Annotated in this window: 14 protein-coding genes; 6 read left to right on the forward strand and 8 right to left on the reverse strand. The window is 61.2% G+C overall.

Annotation, left to right across the window (positions count from 1 at the left end; translation table 11 throughout):
- Window positions 1–419: 419 nt before the first annotated feature.
- Window positions 420–2,093, reverse strand: a complete 1,674-nt coding sequence (locus D6858_RS12365) for a M56 family metallopeptidase (RefSeq protein WP_120110971.1) — start codon at window positions 2,091–2,093, stop codon at window positions 420–422.
- Complete coding sequence (locus D6858_RS12370) at window positions 2,090–2,479, reverse strand: BlaI/MecI/CopY family transcriptional regulator (protein ID WP_120110974.1); 390 nt, start codon at window positions 2,477–2,479, stop codon at window positions 2,090–2,092. The genes D6858_RS12365 and D6858_RS12370 overlap by 4 nt, the downstream gene beginning before the upstream one ends.
- 122 nt (window positions 2,480–2,601) lie before the next feature.
- Here D6858_RS12370 and D6858_RS12375 point away from each other — a divergent pair, with 122 nt between their 5' ends.
- Window positions 2,602–3,783 (forward strand): alpha-hydroxy acid oxidase, encoded by a 1,182-nt coding sequence (locus D6858_RS12375; RefSeq protein WP_120110976.1) that lies wholly within the window; start codon window positions 2,602–2,604, stop codon window positions 3,781–3,783.
- Window positions 3,784–3,916: 133 nt separating this feature from the next.
- Window positions 3,917–4,585, forward strand: a complete 669-nt coding sequence (locus D6858_RS12380; protein ID WP_120110978.1) for a peptidylprolyl isomerase — start codon at window positions 3,917–3,919, stop codon at window positions 4,583–4,585.
- A 441-nt stretch (window positions 4,586–5,026) separates the two neighbouring features.
- Here the strand turns inward: D6858_RS12380 and D6858_RS12385 are convergent, their stop codons facing one another.
- The 4 genes from D6858_RS12385 to sdhC are packed head-to-tail and all read right to left on the reverse strand — an operon-like array spanning window position 5,027 to window position 8,531.
- Complete coding sequence (locus D6858_RS12385) at window positions 5,027–5,917, reverse strand: glycoside hydrolase (RefSeq protein WP_240623832.1); 891 nt, start codon at window positions 5,915–5,917, stop codon at window positions 5,027–5,029.
- Window positions 5,918–5,933: 16 nt separating this feature from the next.
- Complete coding sequence (sdhA, locus tag D6858_RS12390) at window positions 5,934–7,754, reverse strand: succinate dehydrogenase flavoprotein subunit (protein WP_120110980.1); 1,821 nt, start codon at window positions 7,752–7,754, stop codon at window positions 5,934–5,936.
- Window positions 7,754–8,140 carry a succinate dehydrogenase, hydrophobic membrane anchor protein gene (gene sdhD / locus D6858_RS12395; protein ID WP_120110983.1) on the reverse strand — a complete coding sequence of 129 codons (387 nt, stop codon included), beginning with the start codon at window positions 8,138–8,140 and terminating at the stop codon, window positions 7,754–7,756. Before sdhD ends, sdhA begins: the two co-directional genes overlap by 1 nt.
- A gap of 10 nt (window positions 8,141–8,150) precedes the next feature.
- Window positions 8,151–8,531, reverse strand: coding sequence for a succinate dehydrogenase, cytochrome b556 subunit (sdhC, locus tag D6858_RS12400; protein WP_120110986.1), 381 nt, complete (start codon window positions 8,529–8,531; stop codon window positions 8,151–8,153).
- 110 nt (window positions 8,532–8,641) lie between these two features.
- Between sdhC and D6858_RS12405 the strand changes: the two genes are divergently transcribed.
- From D6858_RS12405 to D6858_RS12420, 4 genes are read left to right on the forward strand one after another with little or no spacing between them, the layout of a single operon-like run.
- A complete protein-coding gene (locus D6858_RS12405) occupies window positions 8,642–9,352 on the forward strand; it encodes an SDR family NAD(P)-dependent oxidoreductase (RefSeq protein WP_120110988.1) in 711 nt (236 codons plus the stop codon).
- Complete coding sequence (bla, locus tag D6858_RS12410) at window positions 9,342–10,277, forward strand: subclass B3 metallo-beta-lactamase (RefSeq protein WP_120110991.1); 936 nt, start codon at window positions 9,342–9,344, stop codon at window positions 10,275–10,277. The genes D6858_RS12405 and bla overlap by 11 nt, the downstream gene beginning before the upstream one ends.
- Window positions 10,274–11,179: a 50S ribosomal protein L11 methyltransferase gene (locus D6858_RS12415; RefSeq protein ID WP_120110994.1), complete on the forward strand. Its 906-nt coding sequence runs from the start codon at window positions 10,274–10,276 to the stop codon at window positions 11,177–11,179. The genes bla and D6858_RS12415 overlap by 4 nt, the downstream gene beginning before the upstream one ends.
- On the forward strand, window positions 11,152–11,901 hold the full coding sequence (locus D6858_RS12420) for a DUF2459 domain-containing protein (protein WP_240623833.1): 750 nt from the start codon (window positions 11,152–11,154) through the stop codon (window positions 11,899–11,901). The genes D6858_RS12415 and D6858_RS12420 overlap by 28 nt, the downstream gene beginning before the upstream one ends.
- On the opposite strand, the gene D6858_RS15655 is transcribed toward D6858_RS12420, so the two are convergent.
- Entirely contained in the window at window positions 11,840–12,085 is a 246-nt protein-coding gene (locus tag D6858_RS15655; RefSeq protein ID WP_133305292.1) for a hypothetical protein, read from the reverse strand. The genes D6858_RS12420 and D6858_RS15655 overlap by 62 nt on opposite strands.
- Window positions 12,086–12,176: 91 nt before the next feature.
- Complete coding sequence (ligA, locus tag D6858_RS12425; protein WP_120110997.1) at window positions 12,177–14,351, reverse strand: NAD-dependent DNA ligase LigA; 2,175 nt, start codon at window positions 14,349–14,351, stop codon at window positions 12,177–12,179.
- Between the last annotated feature and the right edge of the window lie 10 nt (window positions 14,352–14,361).

Below are 14,361 nucleotides of genomic sequence, written 5' to 3' on the forward strand. Positions count from 1 at the left end.
AGGCAACCTCACCCCATGGATTGCTTCACTGCGTTCGCAATGACGAGTGGGGAGAGGCAGGAACATCTCCCTCCCGTCGCCCCGGACCTGATCCGGGCCCCGCTTTTCTTCCAGCGCAGTGCCAGCGGAAGCTGGACCCCGGATCAAGTCCGGGGTGACGGTGTTGGCCGGGAAGCGCCCCGGATGCGGACGACCTCGCGGCACCGGGCCTAACCATTCCCCGACTTACCCACCCTCGTCATTGCGAGGAGCCGTAAGGCGACGTGGCAATCCATGGCCCGAACCTCACCCCCTCACAACCGCCGTGACAGGAGGCAACCTCACCCCATGGATTGCTTCACTGCGTTCGCAATGACGAGTGGGGAGGCATGCGACTACCCCAAGCCGCCCCACCCCCGCTCCCGAACTTCGTCCCCGGATCAGCTCCGGGTCGACTTGCGGCTCAGCCTCTCGATTTCGCGGTCGAGCGAGCGGAGCACTTCCTTGCGGGCGCTTTCCGGGATTGAGGAGTCGCGGGCGATTTCTTCGCGGGCGGAGCGGATGCCATCCACTGCCGAGGCCATGATCTGGTTCGTGCAGACCTGCACCACGCGGCGGCCGTTCTTCCCGGTTGCAGTCTGCCCGCTGGTTACGCAGTTGGTGTCGATCTCCGGCATGCGGTCGATTTCGGCCATCGCTTCGGCGTGTGCCCTCGCTGCTTCACTGCGCGCCTTCGCCACATCGGCCCGGGCGGCGCGCACTTCGCGCTCGACCTGCTTGCGGATCGCCTTTTTATCGATTTCGGAATGGCTTGTCGTCCACGCCCATTCGCGCGCTTCGTGGCGTGTGGTCCCTCCCGTTCTGTCGCTCGCGGTGTCATTCACGCGCACGGTATATCCCGTGCGAGGCGCTGCGGGCACAGCCGGGGGCGCGGGCACCGCGGGGGTGGCCGCTACGGCGGGAGTGGCGGGGGTAGCTGGCGTTGGCGGTACATCGCCGACCTGCGATACCGCAGATACACCGGGCGCGGAGAATGCGTCATCCACGGTGTAGGCAGCGGGCGCATCCGGCGCCAGCGGCGCTTGCGGTACGCCAGAAACGTCGGAAACATCCGCCATCGCAGGCACTTCGGGCACATCAGGCAATTCGGCCTGCGCGTAAGATATCGATGCCGTAAGCGGCAGAGCCAGTGCGGCGGCGCCGATCAGGGCACGGCCAGCAATGCGCTGGCGACGCGAGATCTCTGTCATAGTAAGGGTCCTCAACCGATGGACAATAGAGGCGTCCCCCAACACCGGGCAGGCCATCGGAGCTGCCAGTGCGATTCTCGGCCCTGCTGCCTGTGCGGCGATCAATCGGGCATATACCGCCCGCTCTGCCTTGCCCCGCGCCGCGATCACGCGGGCATCGCAGGCGGCCTCCTGATCGCGCCGCATGGCGCGCCAGCCGTAATAGCCGAGCGGATTGAACCAGTGCAGCGCGAACAGCGGCTGCACCAGCATATTGGCCAGCAAATCGTTGGCCCGGTGGTGTGCGAATTCATGCTCCAGCGCGAGATCGCGCGAGCGGCGATCGTGCATCGCCATGAAATGCGGCGGCAGCACGATCAGTTTATCGATCACGCCCAGCGCCAGCGGGGAATCGACCTGCGGGCTTTCCAGCAGGCGGATACGCCCCGCTTCGCCCACGGGCCGCGCGTTGTGCAACAGATCCCCGCGCATGCGGAAATAGGCGGAAAAGCGCCACGCCAGCAGCACTGCGGCACCCGTCAGCCACAGGCCCGCTATCAACGGCAGCCAGTCGGCATACGAAATCGCCGTCGCGCCAGCCGAAGTCGAAACGGGCTCCAGAACGGGGGCCGAAACGGAAACGGCGCTGGCATCCGGGGGGACTCCGGTCGTTACCAGCACCGTTTCCGCCTTCGTAATCGTCTGCTGTGCCGGGGCCAGCCACGCAGGCAGGACAATCGGCGGCAGCAACAGGCGCAGGAAAGGCAGCAGCCACAGCGCATAGGCGGCGTGTGGCCCGAAATGGCGCGCCACGGGGCGGCGCAGCAGCAGAACGGCGGCCAGCAGCACACCGGTCCATACCAGCGTCGACGCAAGCCAGCTCATTGCCGCAACTCCTTCAGCAATGCTTCGATTTCAGTCAGATCGTCGTCGGTCAGCGCTTCGGCTTCGGCCAGATGCGCCAGCAGCGGCGCGGCGCGACCGCCGAACAGCCGCTCGACCAGACGTTTCGATTCGGTGCCGGCATAATCGGCCCGTTCGAGCAGCGGGGTGTAGAGAAACCGTCGCCCGTCCGGCTCAGTCGCCACGGCGTTTTTCGCGACCAGACGGCTGAGCAAAGTCTTGACCGTCGGCATCGACCAGTCACGTTCCGCACACACCGCATCGCACACATCGGCGGCGGTGGCGGGGCTGTTGGCCCACAATGCCTCCATCACGGCAAGCTCGGCCTCGCTGATCCTGTCGGATTTTGTGTCGTCGCTCTTGCTCATGCGCGGTGACCTCCCCGGCTTTTGCGCTGTTGAACTCTCTATGCGCTCAACGATTACGAATGTAAACATTGCTCACCGATGAACCGCTATTCAGGATCGACCAACCGCGATAAAGAGGGGAAATGGTCCGTATTTTTCCCGTTCCGCATTCGATCCGCCGGGTCGAAGATTGCCACAATATCGAAGATTTCCGCACGCTGGCGCATCGCAAGCTGCCCTTCCCGGTGTTCCATTATATCGACGGCGCGGGGGATGACGAGCTGACCAGAGCGCGCAATACCGCCGCCTATAACGATGTCGATCTGGTGCCCAATGTGCTGGCCGGGGTGGAAACCATCGATACCAGCACCACGATCATGGGCCGCAAGACCGCTCTGCCGCTGGTGCTCAGCCCCACCGCGTTGCAGCGGCTGTTCCACTGGCAGGGCGAACGCGCGGTGGCGCGGGTGGCCGAACGGCACAACCTGTGGTTCGGCATCTCCAGCCTGTCGAGCGTCAGTATCGAAGAAGTCGGCGCGAATTACTCCGGGCCGAAGATGCTGCAATATTACTATCACCGCGATCGCGGGCTGAATGCCGCATTGGTGGAACGCGCGCGGGCGGCAAAATTCGATGCCATCGCTCTGACGGTGGACACCATCGTTTCGGGCAATCGCGAACGGTGCAAACGCACCAAGTTCAAGACACCGCCCGAATTTACCCCTGCCAGTTTCCTGTCCTATGCCACGAAGCCGGCCTGGGGCCTCAATTTCCTGTTTCGCGAAAAATTCTCGCTCCCCAACCTCGCAACCCATGTGGCCGAAGGCAGCAAAGACGCGATTTCGATTCAGGATTATTTCGACAAAATGCTCGATCCCAACATGGACTGGGCCGCGGTGGAGCAATTGCGGAATGATTGGGGCGGCAAATTCTGCCTGAAGGGTATCATGTCGATTGGCGATGCCCGGCGCGCGGCCGACATCGGTTGCGATGCGATCATGGTATCGAACCACGGCGGCCGCCAGCTCGACGGCAGCCGCGCCCCGTTCGATCAACTGGAAGAAATCGTCGATGCGGTGGGCGACCGGATCGAAGTAATCTGCGATGGCGGCGTGCGGCGCGGCACGCATGTGCTGAAAGCGCTGGCCACCGGCGCCACCGCCGCATCGGGCGGCCGCCTCTATCTCTACGCATTGGCGGCGGCGGGCGAGGCCGGGGTCGAACGCGCGGTTTGCATCTTGCGGGACGAGATCGCGCGCGGGATGCGTTTGATGGGCGTGAAATCGGTCGCGGAGCTGAATCGCGCGATGTTGCGGCGGCGTTGAGCGGTGATTTTGCGGATTTTTGGGGTGTTTCTGGGGTTTGGGCGCGTCTGTCGATAGAATGGACGGGTGTTTGCGGTGAGTTGACACACCTGTTCGTCACTCTTGCGGAATTTTTGAAAAAAGGTGAGCGATTATGGTTGGTTACGGCGTCTATAAGCAGGTGATAATGGTGTTATCCCTGCTGGCTGCATCTGCCCTCGCCCCTGTGCTCGCCCACGCGCAAGACGTTGATGCAGAACCGAAAACCCAGCTTGTCGCGATTGAGACGACGGTGGGCACGATCACCGCCGCAATCGAGACGGAGCGCGCGCCGATCACCGCCAAAAACTTCCTCCGCTATGTGGATGAACACCGTTTCGACGGCACGGTTTTCTATCGCGCGATGCGGCTCGATTGGGGCGATCAGCCCAACGGATTGGTGCAGGCGGGGACGCAATACGACCCCAAACGGGTGCTGAAACCGATCGCGCACGAACCAACAAATGTTACTAGCATCAAACACTTACGCGGCACTCTTTCGATGGCGCGCTTCGCGCCGGGCAGCGCCACCGGCGATTTCTCGATCCTGCTGCAGGATCAGCCGAGCATGGATGCCGCCCCATCTGCCGACGATCCCGAAACCCGCGCAGGCTTCGCCGCCTTCGGTCACGTGGTCGCGGGGATGGACGTCGTCGAATCCATCCACGCCGCCCCCACCGATCCGAACAAAGGCGAAGGCTGGATGAAGGGCCAAATGCTTGCAAAACCAGTCAAAATTATCCGCATGAAGCGGGTGGCGGCAGTACCGGAGGCCGCGAAATAGCGGGCCTCACCGCACAATTCCCCGCCCCCGAATTTCGCGGTATGCGGCCAAAAACCCGCCTCCAACCGCCCCTCCCTCTCGTCATTGCGAGGAGCGCAGCGACGCGGCAATCCATGGCCTGCCCCGTTCCCATCACAAACGAAGCGATGGGGGAACCCTCACGCCATGGATTGCTTCACTCCGTTCGCAATGACGAAAGATCTGATAAATAAAGATGATTTTCTGGCAGCAATACCACTCGCCCCGCCCCCGCCCTCGTCATTGCGAGGAGCCGTAGGCGACGTGGCAATCCATGGACCATACGTCTCCCTCATCACAAACGAAGCGAGAGGCGGCAACCTCTCGCCATCGATCGCTTCACGCCGTTCGCAATGACGAAGGACCAAGCAATGGCCTGAATAATATAATGAAAAGCAGCGCCCCCACCTCTCCCCGAGCCTACTAGCACACTTCCGCTGTGTTCTCCGGGATCGGCCCCGGCGGCACTCGCGCCGCGCTCATCCAGAACGGATCGCCACGCAATTGGTGATTGTTTCCATAGGCTTGCCCCAGAACCGCATAGAGTTGCGGGTCATAAGCCGCGAGATCGGCATGGTTGAGTATCCGGCGCCCATCGAACACGGCCAAGCGGTTGGAATCAAACCAGAACTGGCTCCCTTCCGCCCAATATTCATCAACCGTGGTGGAGGCGTATTCGTCTTTCCACAGCCCGGAGGCGAGCGCATGGGCGTAAGCCGCATCGACCTGCCGGGCCAGTTTCGGATCGACTGCACGGATCGCGGAGAGGATGTTGTGACTGAATTCATGGACGAAAATCGTCTCGCCCCAATATCGACTGCTGCGTTTTCCCAGCAAATCCTCTTCCGCCCCGCTGGTCAGCACCCCTGCCATTCCGCGCGCGCGCTGGTCCCAATACTGGCGGTCGGTCAGTGCCCCGATCCGATCGCTATAAAGCTTGCGTTCGCAACGGGTTAGGCGGGGATCATTGCGCGACGGTTTCTTCCAGTGCGCCTGTTCGGGCAGATCGGTGGTCGTCTCACTTTCCGCCATGATTGCAACGCGATAGCGGTTCGCAACCAGCCACTGAGCCAGATCCGGCCGGTACGACAACAGTTGTTCGACGATCCGCTGCGCCACCGCCAGCGCCTCATCCGAAACGCGATCGCTGCCGACAATCGGAATGCCGTCCGCCTCTATCCGCTTGGAATAAAACGGATCGAGCGTGTGGTAAGTCGCGGAGAGGGCCGGAACGGCGGGTGCAGCAGGCGCAACACTCGCACATCCGCCCAGCGCCAGCAGACAGGCGCTCCCGGCGAATGCGGCAATCCGCAATCGCCGGGTAACCTCCTTAATATACGCGCTTTTTCGGTTTGATGTACTCGGCATCGTCGGTCAGCGTAAAGTCGTGGACCGGGCGATAATCGATCTTGATGTCGCCGCCTTTGCCGCCCCAACCTTCGAACCAAACGGCGGTGTGCTTCATCCAGTTGGCATCGTCGCGCTCAGGATAATCCTCGTGCGCGTGTGCGCCGCGGCTTTCCTTGCGGTTGTGCGCCGATGTCATGGTGACACTGGCCTGCGCGATCAGGTTGTCCAGTTCCATCGTTTCGATCAGGTCGCTGTTCCAGATCAGCGAGCGGTCCGATACACCGATGTCTTCCATCTGTTTGTATGTATCGGCAAGCACTTGCACGCCTTCCGCCATCATCTCGTCGGTGCGGAATACCGCGGCGTGCTTACTCATCGCGCGCTGCATCCGGTCGCGGATCGCAGCGGTCGGGCTGCCGCCCCTGGCATTGCGGAAATGATCGAGGCGGCCGAGCGCGAAGTCGGCGCTGTCCTTCGGCAGCTCCTCGTGCGCGGTACCCGGCTTGATCAGTTCTTTCAGGCGATGGCCCGTCGCACGACCGAACACCACCAGATCAGTCAGCGAGTTGGAGCCAAGGCGGTTCGCACCGTGAACCGACACGCAGGCCGCTTCACCCACGGCAAACAGGCCGGGAACCACGGTTTCCGGGTTGCCATCGGCACCGATGGTGACGACTTCTCCGTGGAAATTCGTGGGAATACCGCCCATGTTATAGTGCACCGTCGGCACCACCGGCAGCGGTTGCCGCGTCAGGTCGACCCCGGCAAAAATCTTCCCACTTTCGGTAATTCCCGGCAGGCGTTCGGCCAGAATCGCCGGATCGATGTGATCGAGGTGGAGGAAAATGTGGTCCTTGTCAGGGCCGACACCGCGCCCTTCGCGGATTTCCAGCGCCATCGAGCGCGACACCACGTCGCGGCTGGCCAGATCTTTCGCGCTGGGGGCATAGCGTTCCATGAACCGCTCGCCCTCGGAATTGGTGAGGTATCCGCCCTCGCCACGCGCACCTTCGGTAATCAGCACGCCCGCGCCATAGATACCGGTCGGGTGGAACTGCACGAATTCCATGTCCTGCAACGGCAATCCGGCGCGCAACACCATCCCGCCGCCGTCGCCGGTGCAGGTATGCGCGCTGGTGCAGGTGAAGTAGGTGCGGCCATAGCCGCCCGTCGCCAGCACAACCGATTTCGAACGGAACCGATGAATCGAACCATCGTCAAGACAGATAGCGATCACGCCACGGCACTCGCCGTTCACCATGATCAGATCGATAGCGAAATATTCAATAAAGAAATCAGCGTCGTACTTCAGGCTCTGCTGGTAGAGCGTGTGCAGCAGCGCATGCCCCGTGCGGTCGGCCGCAGCACAGGTGCGCTGCACCGGCGGGCCATCGCCCATGTTCTGCATGTGCCCGCCGAACGGGCGCTGATAGATCGTGCCGTTATCGTTGCGGCTGAACGGCATACCGGCATGTTCCAGCTCCAGAATGGCATCGGGCGCCTCGCGAACGAGATACTCGATCGCGTCCTGATCGCCGAGCCAGTCCGACCCTTTCACAGTATCGTACATGTGCCACTGCCAGTGATCGGGCGTGTTGTTGCCCAGACTGGCAGCAATCCCTCCCTGTGCGGCCACAGTGTGACTGCGAGTCGGGAAAACCTTGGAAATATTGGCAGTTCGCAGGCCAGCTTCGGCCGAGCCCATCGTTGCGCGCAAGCCGGAACCACCGGCACCCACAACCACCACGTCATAAGTGTGGTCTACGATTTTGTAGGCCGGTTGGGTCGATTCGGTGGCCATCAGGCAGCTCCTCCAAGAGCAAGGCGAATAATGCTGAACAGGGCGAATGCAGCGCCGCCGAAGGCAGCGAGATTAAGCGCGGCGATAGCGGCGAACTTGTTGCCCGGGGTGTGCACGTAGTCTTCGATCAATACCTGCAGGCCAAGGCGCGCATGCCAGAACGAACTGATGACGAACAGCGCAGTCGCCGTGGCCGGAACAGGGCGCGCGATCCATTCTTTCATCGCGCCGTAATCATGGCTGCTCATCAGAGCGAAGCTGACCGCCAGGAACAGCCCGAGCGCCAGATTGCCAATGGCCGTAAAGCGTTGCAGCAGCCAGTGATGTGTCCCGGCATGTGCCGAGCCGAGTCCGCGCACCCGGCCGAGTTCGGTTCCATTACCCATCTTCAGTCCCTCAGCGAAGAAGCACGATGGCCCAGAACCCCACCGTCAGCGCAATGCCGACAAGCGGGCTCACAATAGACCACGTATTGTTGGTTTTGAGTTCGTAACCCGCCCCGATGTCGAGCACGAAGTGGCGCAGCCCCGAACACAGGTGCGAAAAAAACGCCCACGACAAGCCGACCATAAAGACCCATCCGACAGGCGAAGTCGCGATGGCGAGGAAAGTGGCGTAAGCTTCCGGCCCGCTGGCCAGTGCGCCCAGCCACCAGACCATCACGGCCAGACCGACCAGCGCCAGCCCATCGCCAGTGGCGCGGTGCAGAATGGAAACCGCCATATTCGGCCCCCACTTCCAGATTTGCAGATGCGGTGATAGCGGACGGTTTGCCATGTGCGGTCTTCCGATTGCGCGAGTGAATTCGGCCCTCCCCTTAGCGCAATGATCCGCCGAGGCAAGCGCAGCGGCTCGACAGCGCACCGCCAATACCCGATAGTTAGTGGATGACAACGATACTTCTGACCGGTGCCAGTCGTGGAATCGGTGCCGCAACACGCACCGCCCTGCACGCCCGCGGCGCATCGGTGATCGCGCAGGCCACCCGCCCTGCCGCAGACGGCACGATAGGCGCCGATTTCACGGATCCGCTCGCCCCGGCAATGCTTTGGGAAGCAGCGCTGGATGCGGCCGGAGGCCAGATTGACGTTCTGATCAACAATGCCGGGCTGTTCGCCTCTAACCCGGTCGAGAGTTCTGATATCGAATGGCTCGACAGATGGGAGGCGACCCTCCGCATAAATCTCACCGCTGCGGCACAACTTTCCCGCTTTGCAGTGCGGCATTGGCAGGAACGCGGCATACTCGGACGCGTAGTGCACGTGGCGAGTCGCGCCGGGCATCGCGGCGACTCGCCCGCGCACTGGCACTATGCCGCGGCGAAAGGGGGGATGCTGGCGATGCACAAGACCATCGCCCGCCAATATGCCGCAGAAGGCATCCTCTCGTTCGCTATCGCACCGGGTTTTACCGACACATCGATGGCCGATGATTATCTCACCAGTCGCGGTGGAGCGGCATTATTGAGAGACATACCTCTGGGCCGGGTCGCCACGCCCGATGAAATCGCAGCAATCATCGCTTTCTGCGCGCTCGACGCTCCACCCAGCATGACGGGAGCGACAATCGATGCCAATGGAGCGAGCTATGTTCGCTAGATTCGTATCTCTTGGCGTTGCATCCATCGCCCTTGTATCGGCAGTTTCCGTTGCACCGATTTCTGCCCGCGCAGTCTCGTCGAATGAAGGGGTGCAGGCGGTAACGCCATGGGATTCGACAGGGCAGAGGGAATGGGCAGCAACCTGTAAGGACTGGGACAATTGGGACAAACCCGGCCCGCCCTTCCGTATCTACGGCAAGACTTATTACGTCGGCACATGTGGTATCGCCGCAATCCTGATCGCAGGCGACGAAGGCAACATTCTGATTGACAGCGGCACACGCCCCGGCGCTGATATTGTCGCAGCCAACATCGTGAAGCTCGGCTTCCGATTGGAGGACGTGAAATTGCTCCTGACCAGTCACGAACACTTCGATCATGTCGGTGGGATGGCCGAATTGCAGCGCCGCACCGGCGCCCGGCTGCTTACATCCACCGCCGCAAAACCAGTGATGGAGAGCGGGAAAGCATCCCCGGACGATCCGCAATCCGGGATGCATGAACCGTTTGAATCGGCCAAAGTCGACGGCATTGTCGAAGATGGCAAGCCCATACGACTCGGATCGCTCACCCTCACCCCTCTTGCCACACCGGGTCACACGCCCGGCGCGCTGAGCTGGCAATGGCAAACGTGTGACGGGGCCCAGTACGCCACGTTAGTGTTCGCAGACAGCCTTTCGGCCATCAGCAGCGACGATTATCGCTTCAGCGATCACCCCGGCTATATCCGAGCATTCCGTGATGGCCTGACACGCGTTGCCAGCGTCGATTGCGGAATATTGCTTACCCCGCATCCATCCGCCAGCAAGATGCGTGAACGCTTCGCCAAAGGCACCCCGTTTGGGGCACTCTCTTGCGAAGCCTATGCAAAGAGCGCAGCCGCACGGCTGGACAAACGGCTGGAAAAGGAAGCTTCACAATGAGCTGGAAGCTGGTGGCCTTCGCGCCGAAACCAGTCGTGCAGTCCGCGCTCGCCGCACATGAAGCGCGTTGGGACTGGGATGCGGACATCGTACTGACCGGCTCCGAAATTGCCGAGGACCGACCCGATGACTGGCAACTGGAGGCCTATCTCTCTCGTCGCCCGTCCAGGCAGGACCACAAGGCGGTTGAATCCCTGTTTGCCGACGGTGCCCCGCCTATAGCTGCGGAAAAACTGCCCGACACCGATTGGGTCACCGAAACACAGAAACAGGTTGTACCGATCCGCGCCGGACGTTTCCACGTGCACACTCCGGATTATCCGGCAGACGAAGCCCCCGGCATAACGGATTTCGTCATCCCCGCCAGTCAGGCATTCGGCACAGGGCAACATGCGACCACGGCAGGCTGCCTGACGATGCTCGATACGATGAAGCGGTGCGGCACAGTGGTTCGCAATCTGGCCGACATCGGCACCGGCACCGGCCTTCTGGCATTCGCCGCGCTATCCCTTTGGCCTCGCGCATACGCAACCGCGAGCGACATCGACACAGTGTGCGTGCCTGTCGTCGAAGGCAACTGCACGCTCAATGGAGTGGCAATGGGGGATGGGGTTGGTAGGTTGACGATGCTGGTGGCGGAGGGGATGGATCATCCCCGGTTGCAAGCACGTGGGCCATATGACCTGCTGATTGCCAATATTCTCGCGGGGCCGCTTGTTTCGCTTGCTGGCGACTTCGCAGATGCGGTCTCTTCCGGCGGTTCGCTTCTGCTGGCCGGACTGCTGGAAACGCAAGAGCCCGCCGTTCGCGCTGCCTACCGGGCTGCGGGGTTCCGCTTGGCGGCACGACTGGTGAACGGGGATTGGTCGGTATTGTGGCTGCGCCGACGCGCCATCGGTTGATCCGCGCAGCTCTCATGGGCCTCATCGGCCTGATCGCCGCAGTGATCTGCTTTGCCGTGGCAGGATGGGTGGGCAGCTCTGTTCCGCGCAATGCGGGATGGCGACAAACGGGGCGCGATATTGAAATTCTGGTCGAAACGAATGGCGTACATACCGCACTGGTTTTGCCGCTGATAGCGCCGGACAAAGATTGGCGAACAATCTTCCCCGCAAGCGATCTGCGCGCGCCCTTGCGGCCATACACGCATATTTCCATTAGCTGGGGTGAGCGCGCTGTGTTTCTCGACACACCTCGCTGGCAGAACATATCCCCAGTGACGATTCTGCGAGCAACCACAGGCAGCAGTTCCCTGCTTCATGTCGCGCATTATGTGCGCCCTGCCCCGGGGAACGACGTACGTCCGTTGCGGCTGACTTCGGCTGAATATCGACAACTGGTCACTGCTATCGAGAAGTCGATCGCGCCCACTTCACCACAGCGTCACTATCCCGGCTATGACAGCTACGATGTATTTTATGATGCTGCTGGCACTTATTGGATAGGGCGCACCTGCAACCAGTGGACGAGCGACATGCTGGCGGCAGCAGGGGTCAAAGTCGGACGATGGACGCCGTTTTCAGGGGGTGTGATCAAATGGATCGCACCTGCGCCGGCCGGTATCAGTTCGAGGCTGATTGAAAATACGCGCGAGCGCGCTTCGCCAGAACGATTGGGACAATAACCGACAGCAATATTCCCATCAGCATCGCAATCGCAGCGACGGCGTCCACCTCGGAATTGCCTGTCTGGAATAAAGTCCAGAATACCGGCGCAGCCATCACTATCCCGCGAATTTCATTGAGAACCAGCAACAGTCCGCCAACAGTAACCAGCTTTTTGAGCTTACTGGCGGTTGCGACGTTCATGATCGGTACCTTATCTCCATGGATGCCATTGGATTAAAGAGCCGCGACCGATCAGGTTCCCGCAACTGCGTCAGTTTCCCTTATCAGACGATCACCCTGCCGCTGCCACGATCTGCGCCCATTCCGCTTCGTCGATAACGGGAATGCCCAGCTCAGCCGCTTTCTTCAGCTTCGAACCGGCACCGGGGCCAGCCACGACCAGATCGGTCTTTGCGCTCACCGATCCGGCAGCTTTGGCACCGAGGCGTTCGGCCTGCGCCTTCGCTTCATCCCGGCTCATCGTTTCAAGCTTGCCGGTAAATACCACCGTCTTGCCAGCGACTTCACTGTCGCGGGTTTCGACTTCGTAACGCGGCGGATCGACCTGAGCGAACAGATCATTCCACACCTGCCGATTGTGCTCCTCGTGGAAGAAATCCGCCAGCGCATGACCGACTGCGATACCGATCCCATCGGTCCGCACTTCGAAAATCCGCTTTACCGCATCAACCATACGAGTGTTGAACGGACTTTCCTTCTCATCCGCTCCGCGGGGGTTTTCTTCCCGATAAGCGGCAAATTCAGCGGCCTTTTCAGGCAACACGCGAATATCGTGCAGCCCCTTCATCAGGTCACGCGCCGTTACCGCGCCGACGTGGCGAATGCCCAAACCAAACAGGAGGCGTGCAGCATCCGGGTGGCGCTTGCTTTCCACAGCAGCCAACAGGTTGTCCACAGACTTGTCCTGCCACCCTTCGAGCGAGAGTATTTCGTCGCGCCTTTCACGCAAGCGGAAAATGTCGGCGGGACTTTCCAGCCAACCCAGCGCGAAAAACTGGTCGATCGTCTTTTCGCCCAAGCCGTCGATATCGAGCGCGCCGCGACTTACGAAATGCTTCAGCCGTTCGGTACGCTGCGCCGGGCAAATCAGCCCGCCAGTGCAACGCACATCGACTTCGCCTTCTTCGGCAACCGCCTCGCTGCCGCATTCCGGGCAATGATCGGGGAAAGTATATGCAGGTCGCTCCGCATCTCGTGTCAGATTTTCAACTACTTGCGGAATCACGTCCCCGGCACGCTGCACTTTGATCCGGTCACCTGGCCGCACGCCAAGTCTGGCGATCTCGTCGCGATTATGGAGGGTGACATTCGTCACAGTCACACCGCCGACAAGCACCGGCGCCAGACGCCCGACCGGAGTAAGCTTACCCGTGCGGCCAACCTGGATATCGATCGCCTCCAGCGTTGTTTCGGCCTGTTCCGCCGGAAACTTGCGAGCGATAGCCCATCGCGGTGCTTTCGCCACGAACCCAAGACGACCCTGCCAATCGAGCCGATCGACCTTGTAAACCACACCGTCGATTTCATAGGGCAGCGCGCCCCTGCCCTCCGCAATTCGTCTATAGGCAGAAAGCATCGCATCGAGATTTTCGCAGCGCACCATCTCTGGCGAAATGGGCAGCCCCCATGCGGCAATCTGTTGCATCATGTCATGCTGTGTTACGCCCGGAACTGCGCTCGCCGCCCCCCAGCCATGCGCCCAGAAGCGCAACGGGCGTTCGGCGGTAACTCGCGGGTCTTTCTGGCGCAGCGAACCGGCGGCTGCATTGCGCGGATTGGCGAATTGGCGAACTTTGGCAGGATCGAATTCCTCGCCGGCAGCCGCGGCCTTCGCCCGCGCTTCTTCCATCAGTCGCGCGTTAAGAGCATGGAAGTCTGCTGTCGCCATATAGACTTCGCCCCGCACCTCGAAAACATCGGGGACCTCACCGTACAGTTTCTGAGGAATATCAACGATATGGGCAACGTTGGGCGTGACATCTTCGCCCACCTGCCCATCGCCGCGTGTAGCCGCGCGAACCAGCTCCCCTCGCTCATAACGCAGGGAACACGAAAGACCATCGATCTTGTCTTCAGCTGTAAACACCAACGGGACGGTTTCGTCGATCGAGAGAAAGCGTCGGACCCGCGCAACGAATTCAGCCACTTCTTCGTCGGAAAACGCATTGTCGAGGCTCATCATTCGCACTTCGTGCTTGACCTTGCCCAGCGGGGACGAAGCAATCTCGTGTCCCACCGATTGCGACGGGCTGTCAGCGCGGACGAGATGGGGAAAGGCACTTTCCAGCGCGGCATTGCGCCGCACCAGTGCATCGTATTCCTGATCCGTAATCTCTGGCGCGTCGTCTGCGTGATACAGGCGATTGTGATGTGCGATGGCCTTGGCGAGCCGCATGAGCTCATTGGCGGCGTCGGCTTCGGACATCTGGGTGGGGTTGATGCTCATAGTATCAGTC

This window comes from Tsuneonella suprasediminis (assembly GCF_003605755.1).
Taxonomy (GTDB): Bacteria; Pseudomonadota; Alphaproteobacteria; order Sphingomonadales; family Sphingomonadaceae; genus Tsuneonella; species Tsuneonella suprasediminis.

Excerpts from the sequence above, each read along its gene's own strand:
- D6858_RS12365 (WP_120110971.1), bottom strand. The coding sequence starts at position 2,093 with ATGAGCTGGCTTGCGTCGACGCTGGTATGGACCGGTGTGCTGCTGGCC.
- D6858_RS12370 (WP_120110974.1), bottom strand. The coding sequence starts at position 2,479 with ATGAGCAAGAGCGACGACACAAAATCCGACAGGATCAGCGAGGCCGAG.
- D6858_RS12375 (WP_120110976.1), top strand. The coding sequence starts at position 2,602 with ATGGTCCGTATTTTTCCCGTTCCGCATTCGATCCGCCGGGTCGAAGAT.
- D6858_RS12380 (WP_120110978.1), top strand. The coding sequence starts at position 3,917 with ATGGTTGGTTACGGCGTCTATAAGCAGGTGATAATGGTGTTATCCCTG.
- sdhA (WP_120110980.1), bottom strand. The coding sequence starts at position 7,754 with ATGGCCACCGAATCGACCCAACCGGCCTACAAAATCGTAGACCACACT.
- sdhD (WP_120110983.1), bottom strand. The coding sequence starts at position 8,140 with ATGGGTAATGGAACCGAACTCGGCCGGGTGCGCGGACTCGGCTCGGCA.
- sdhC (WP_120110986.1), bottom strand. The coding sequence starts at position 8,531 with ATGGCAAACCGTCCGCTATCACCGCATCTGCAAATCTGGAAGTGGGGG.
- D6858_RS12405 (WP_120110988.1), top strand. The coding sequence starts at position 8,642 with ATGACAACGATACTTCTGACCGGTGCCAGTCGTGGAATCGGTGCCGCA.
- bla (WP_120110991.1), top strand. The coding sequence starts at position 9,342 with ATGTTCGCTAGATTCGTATCTCTTGGCGTTGCATCCATCGCCCTTGTA.
- D6858_RS12415 (WP_120110994.1), top strand. The coding sequence starts at position 10,274 with ATGAGCTGGAAGCTGGTGGCCTTCGCGCCGAAACCAGTCGTGCAGTCC.
- D6858_RS15655 (WP_133305292.1), bottom strand. The coding sequence starts at position 12,085 with ATGAACGTCGCAACCGCCAGTAAGCTCAAAAAGCTGGTTACTGTTGGC.
- ligA (WP_120110997.1), bottom strand. The coding sequence starts at position 14,351 with ATGAGCATCAACCCCACCCAGATGTCCGAAGCCGACGCCGCCAATGAG.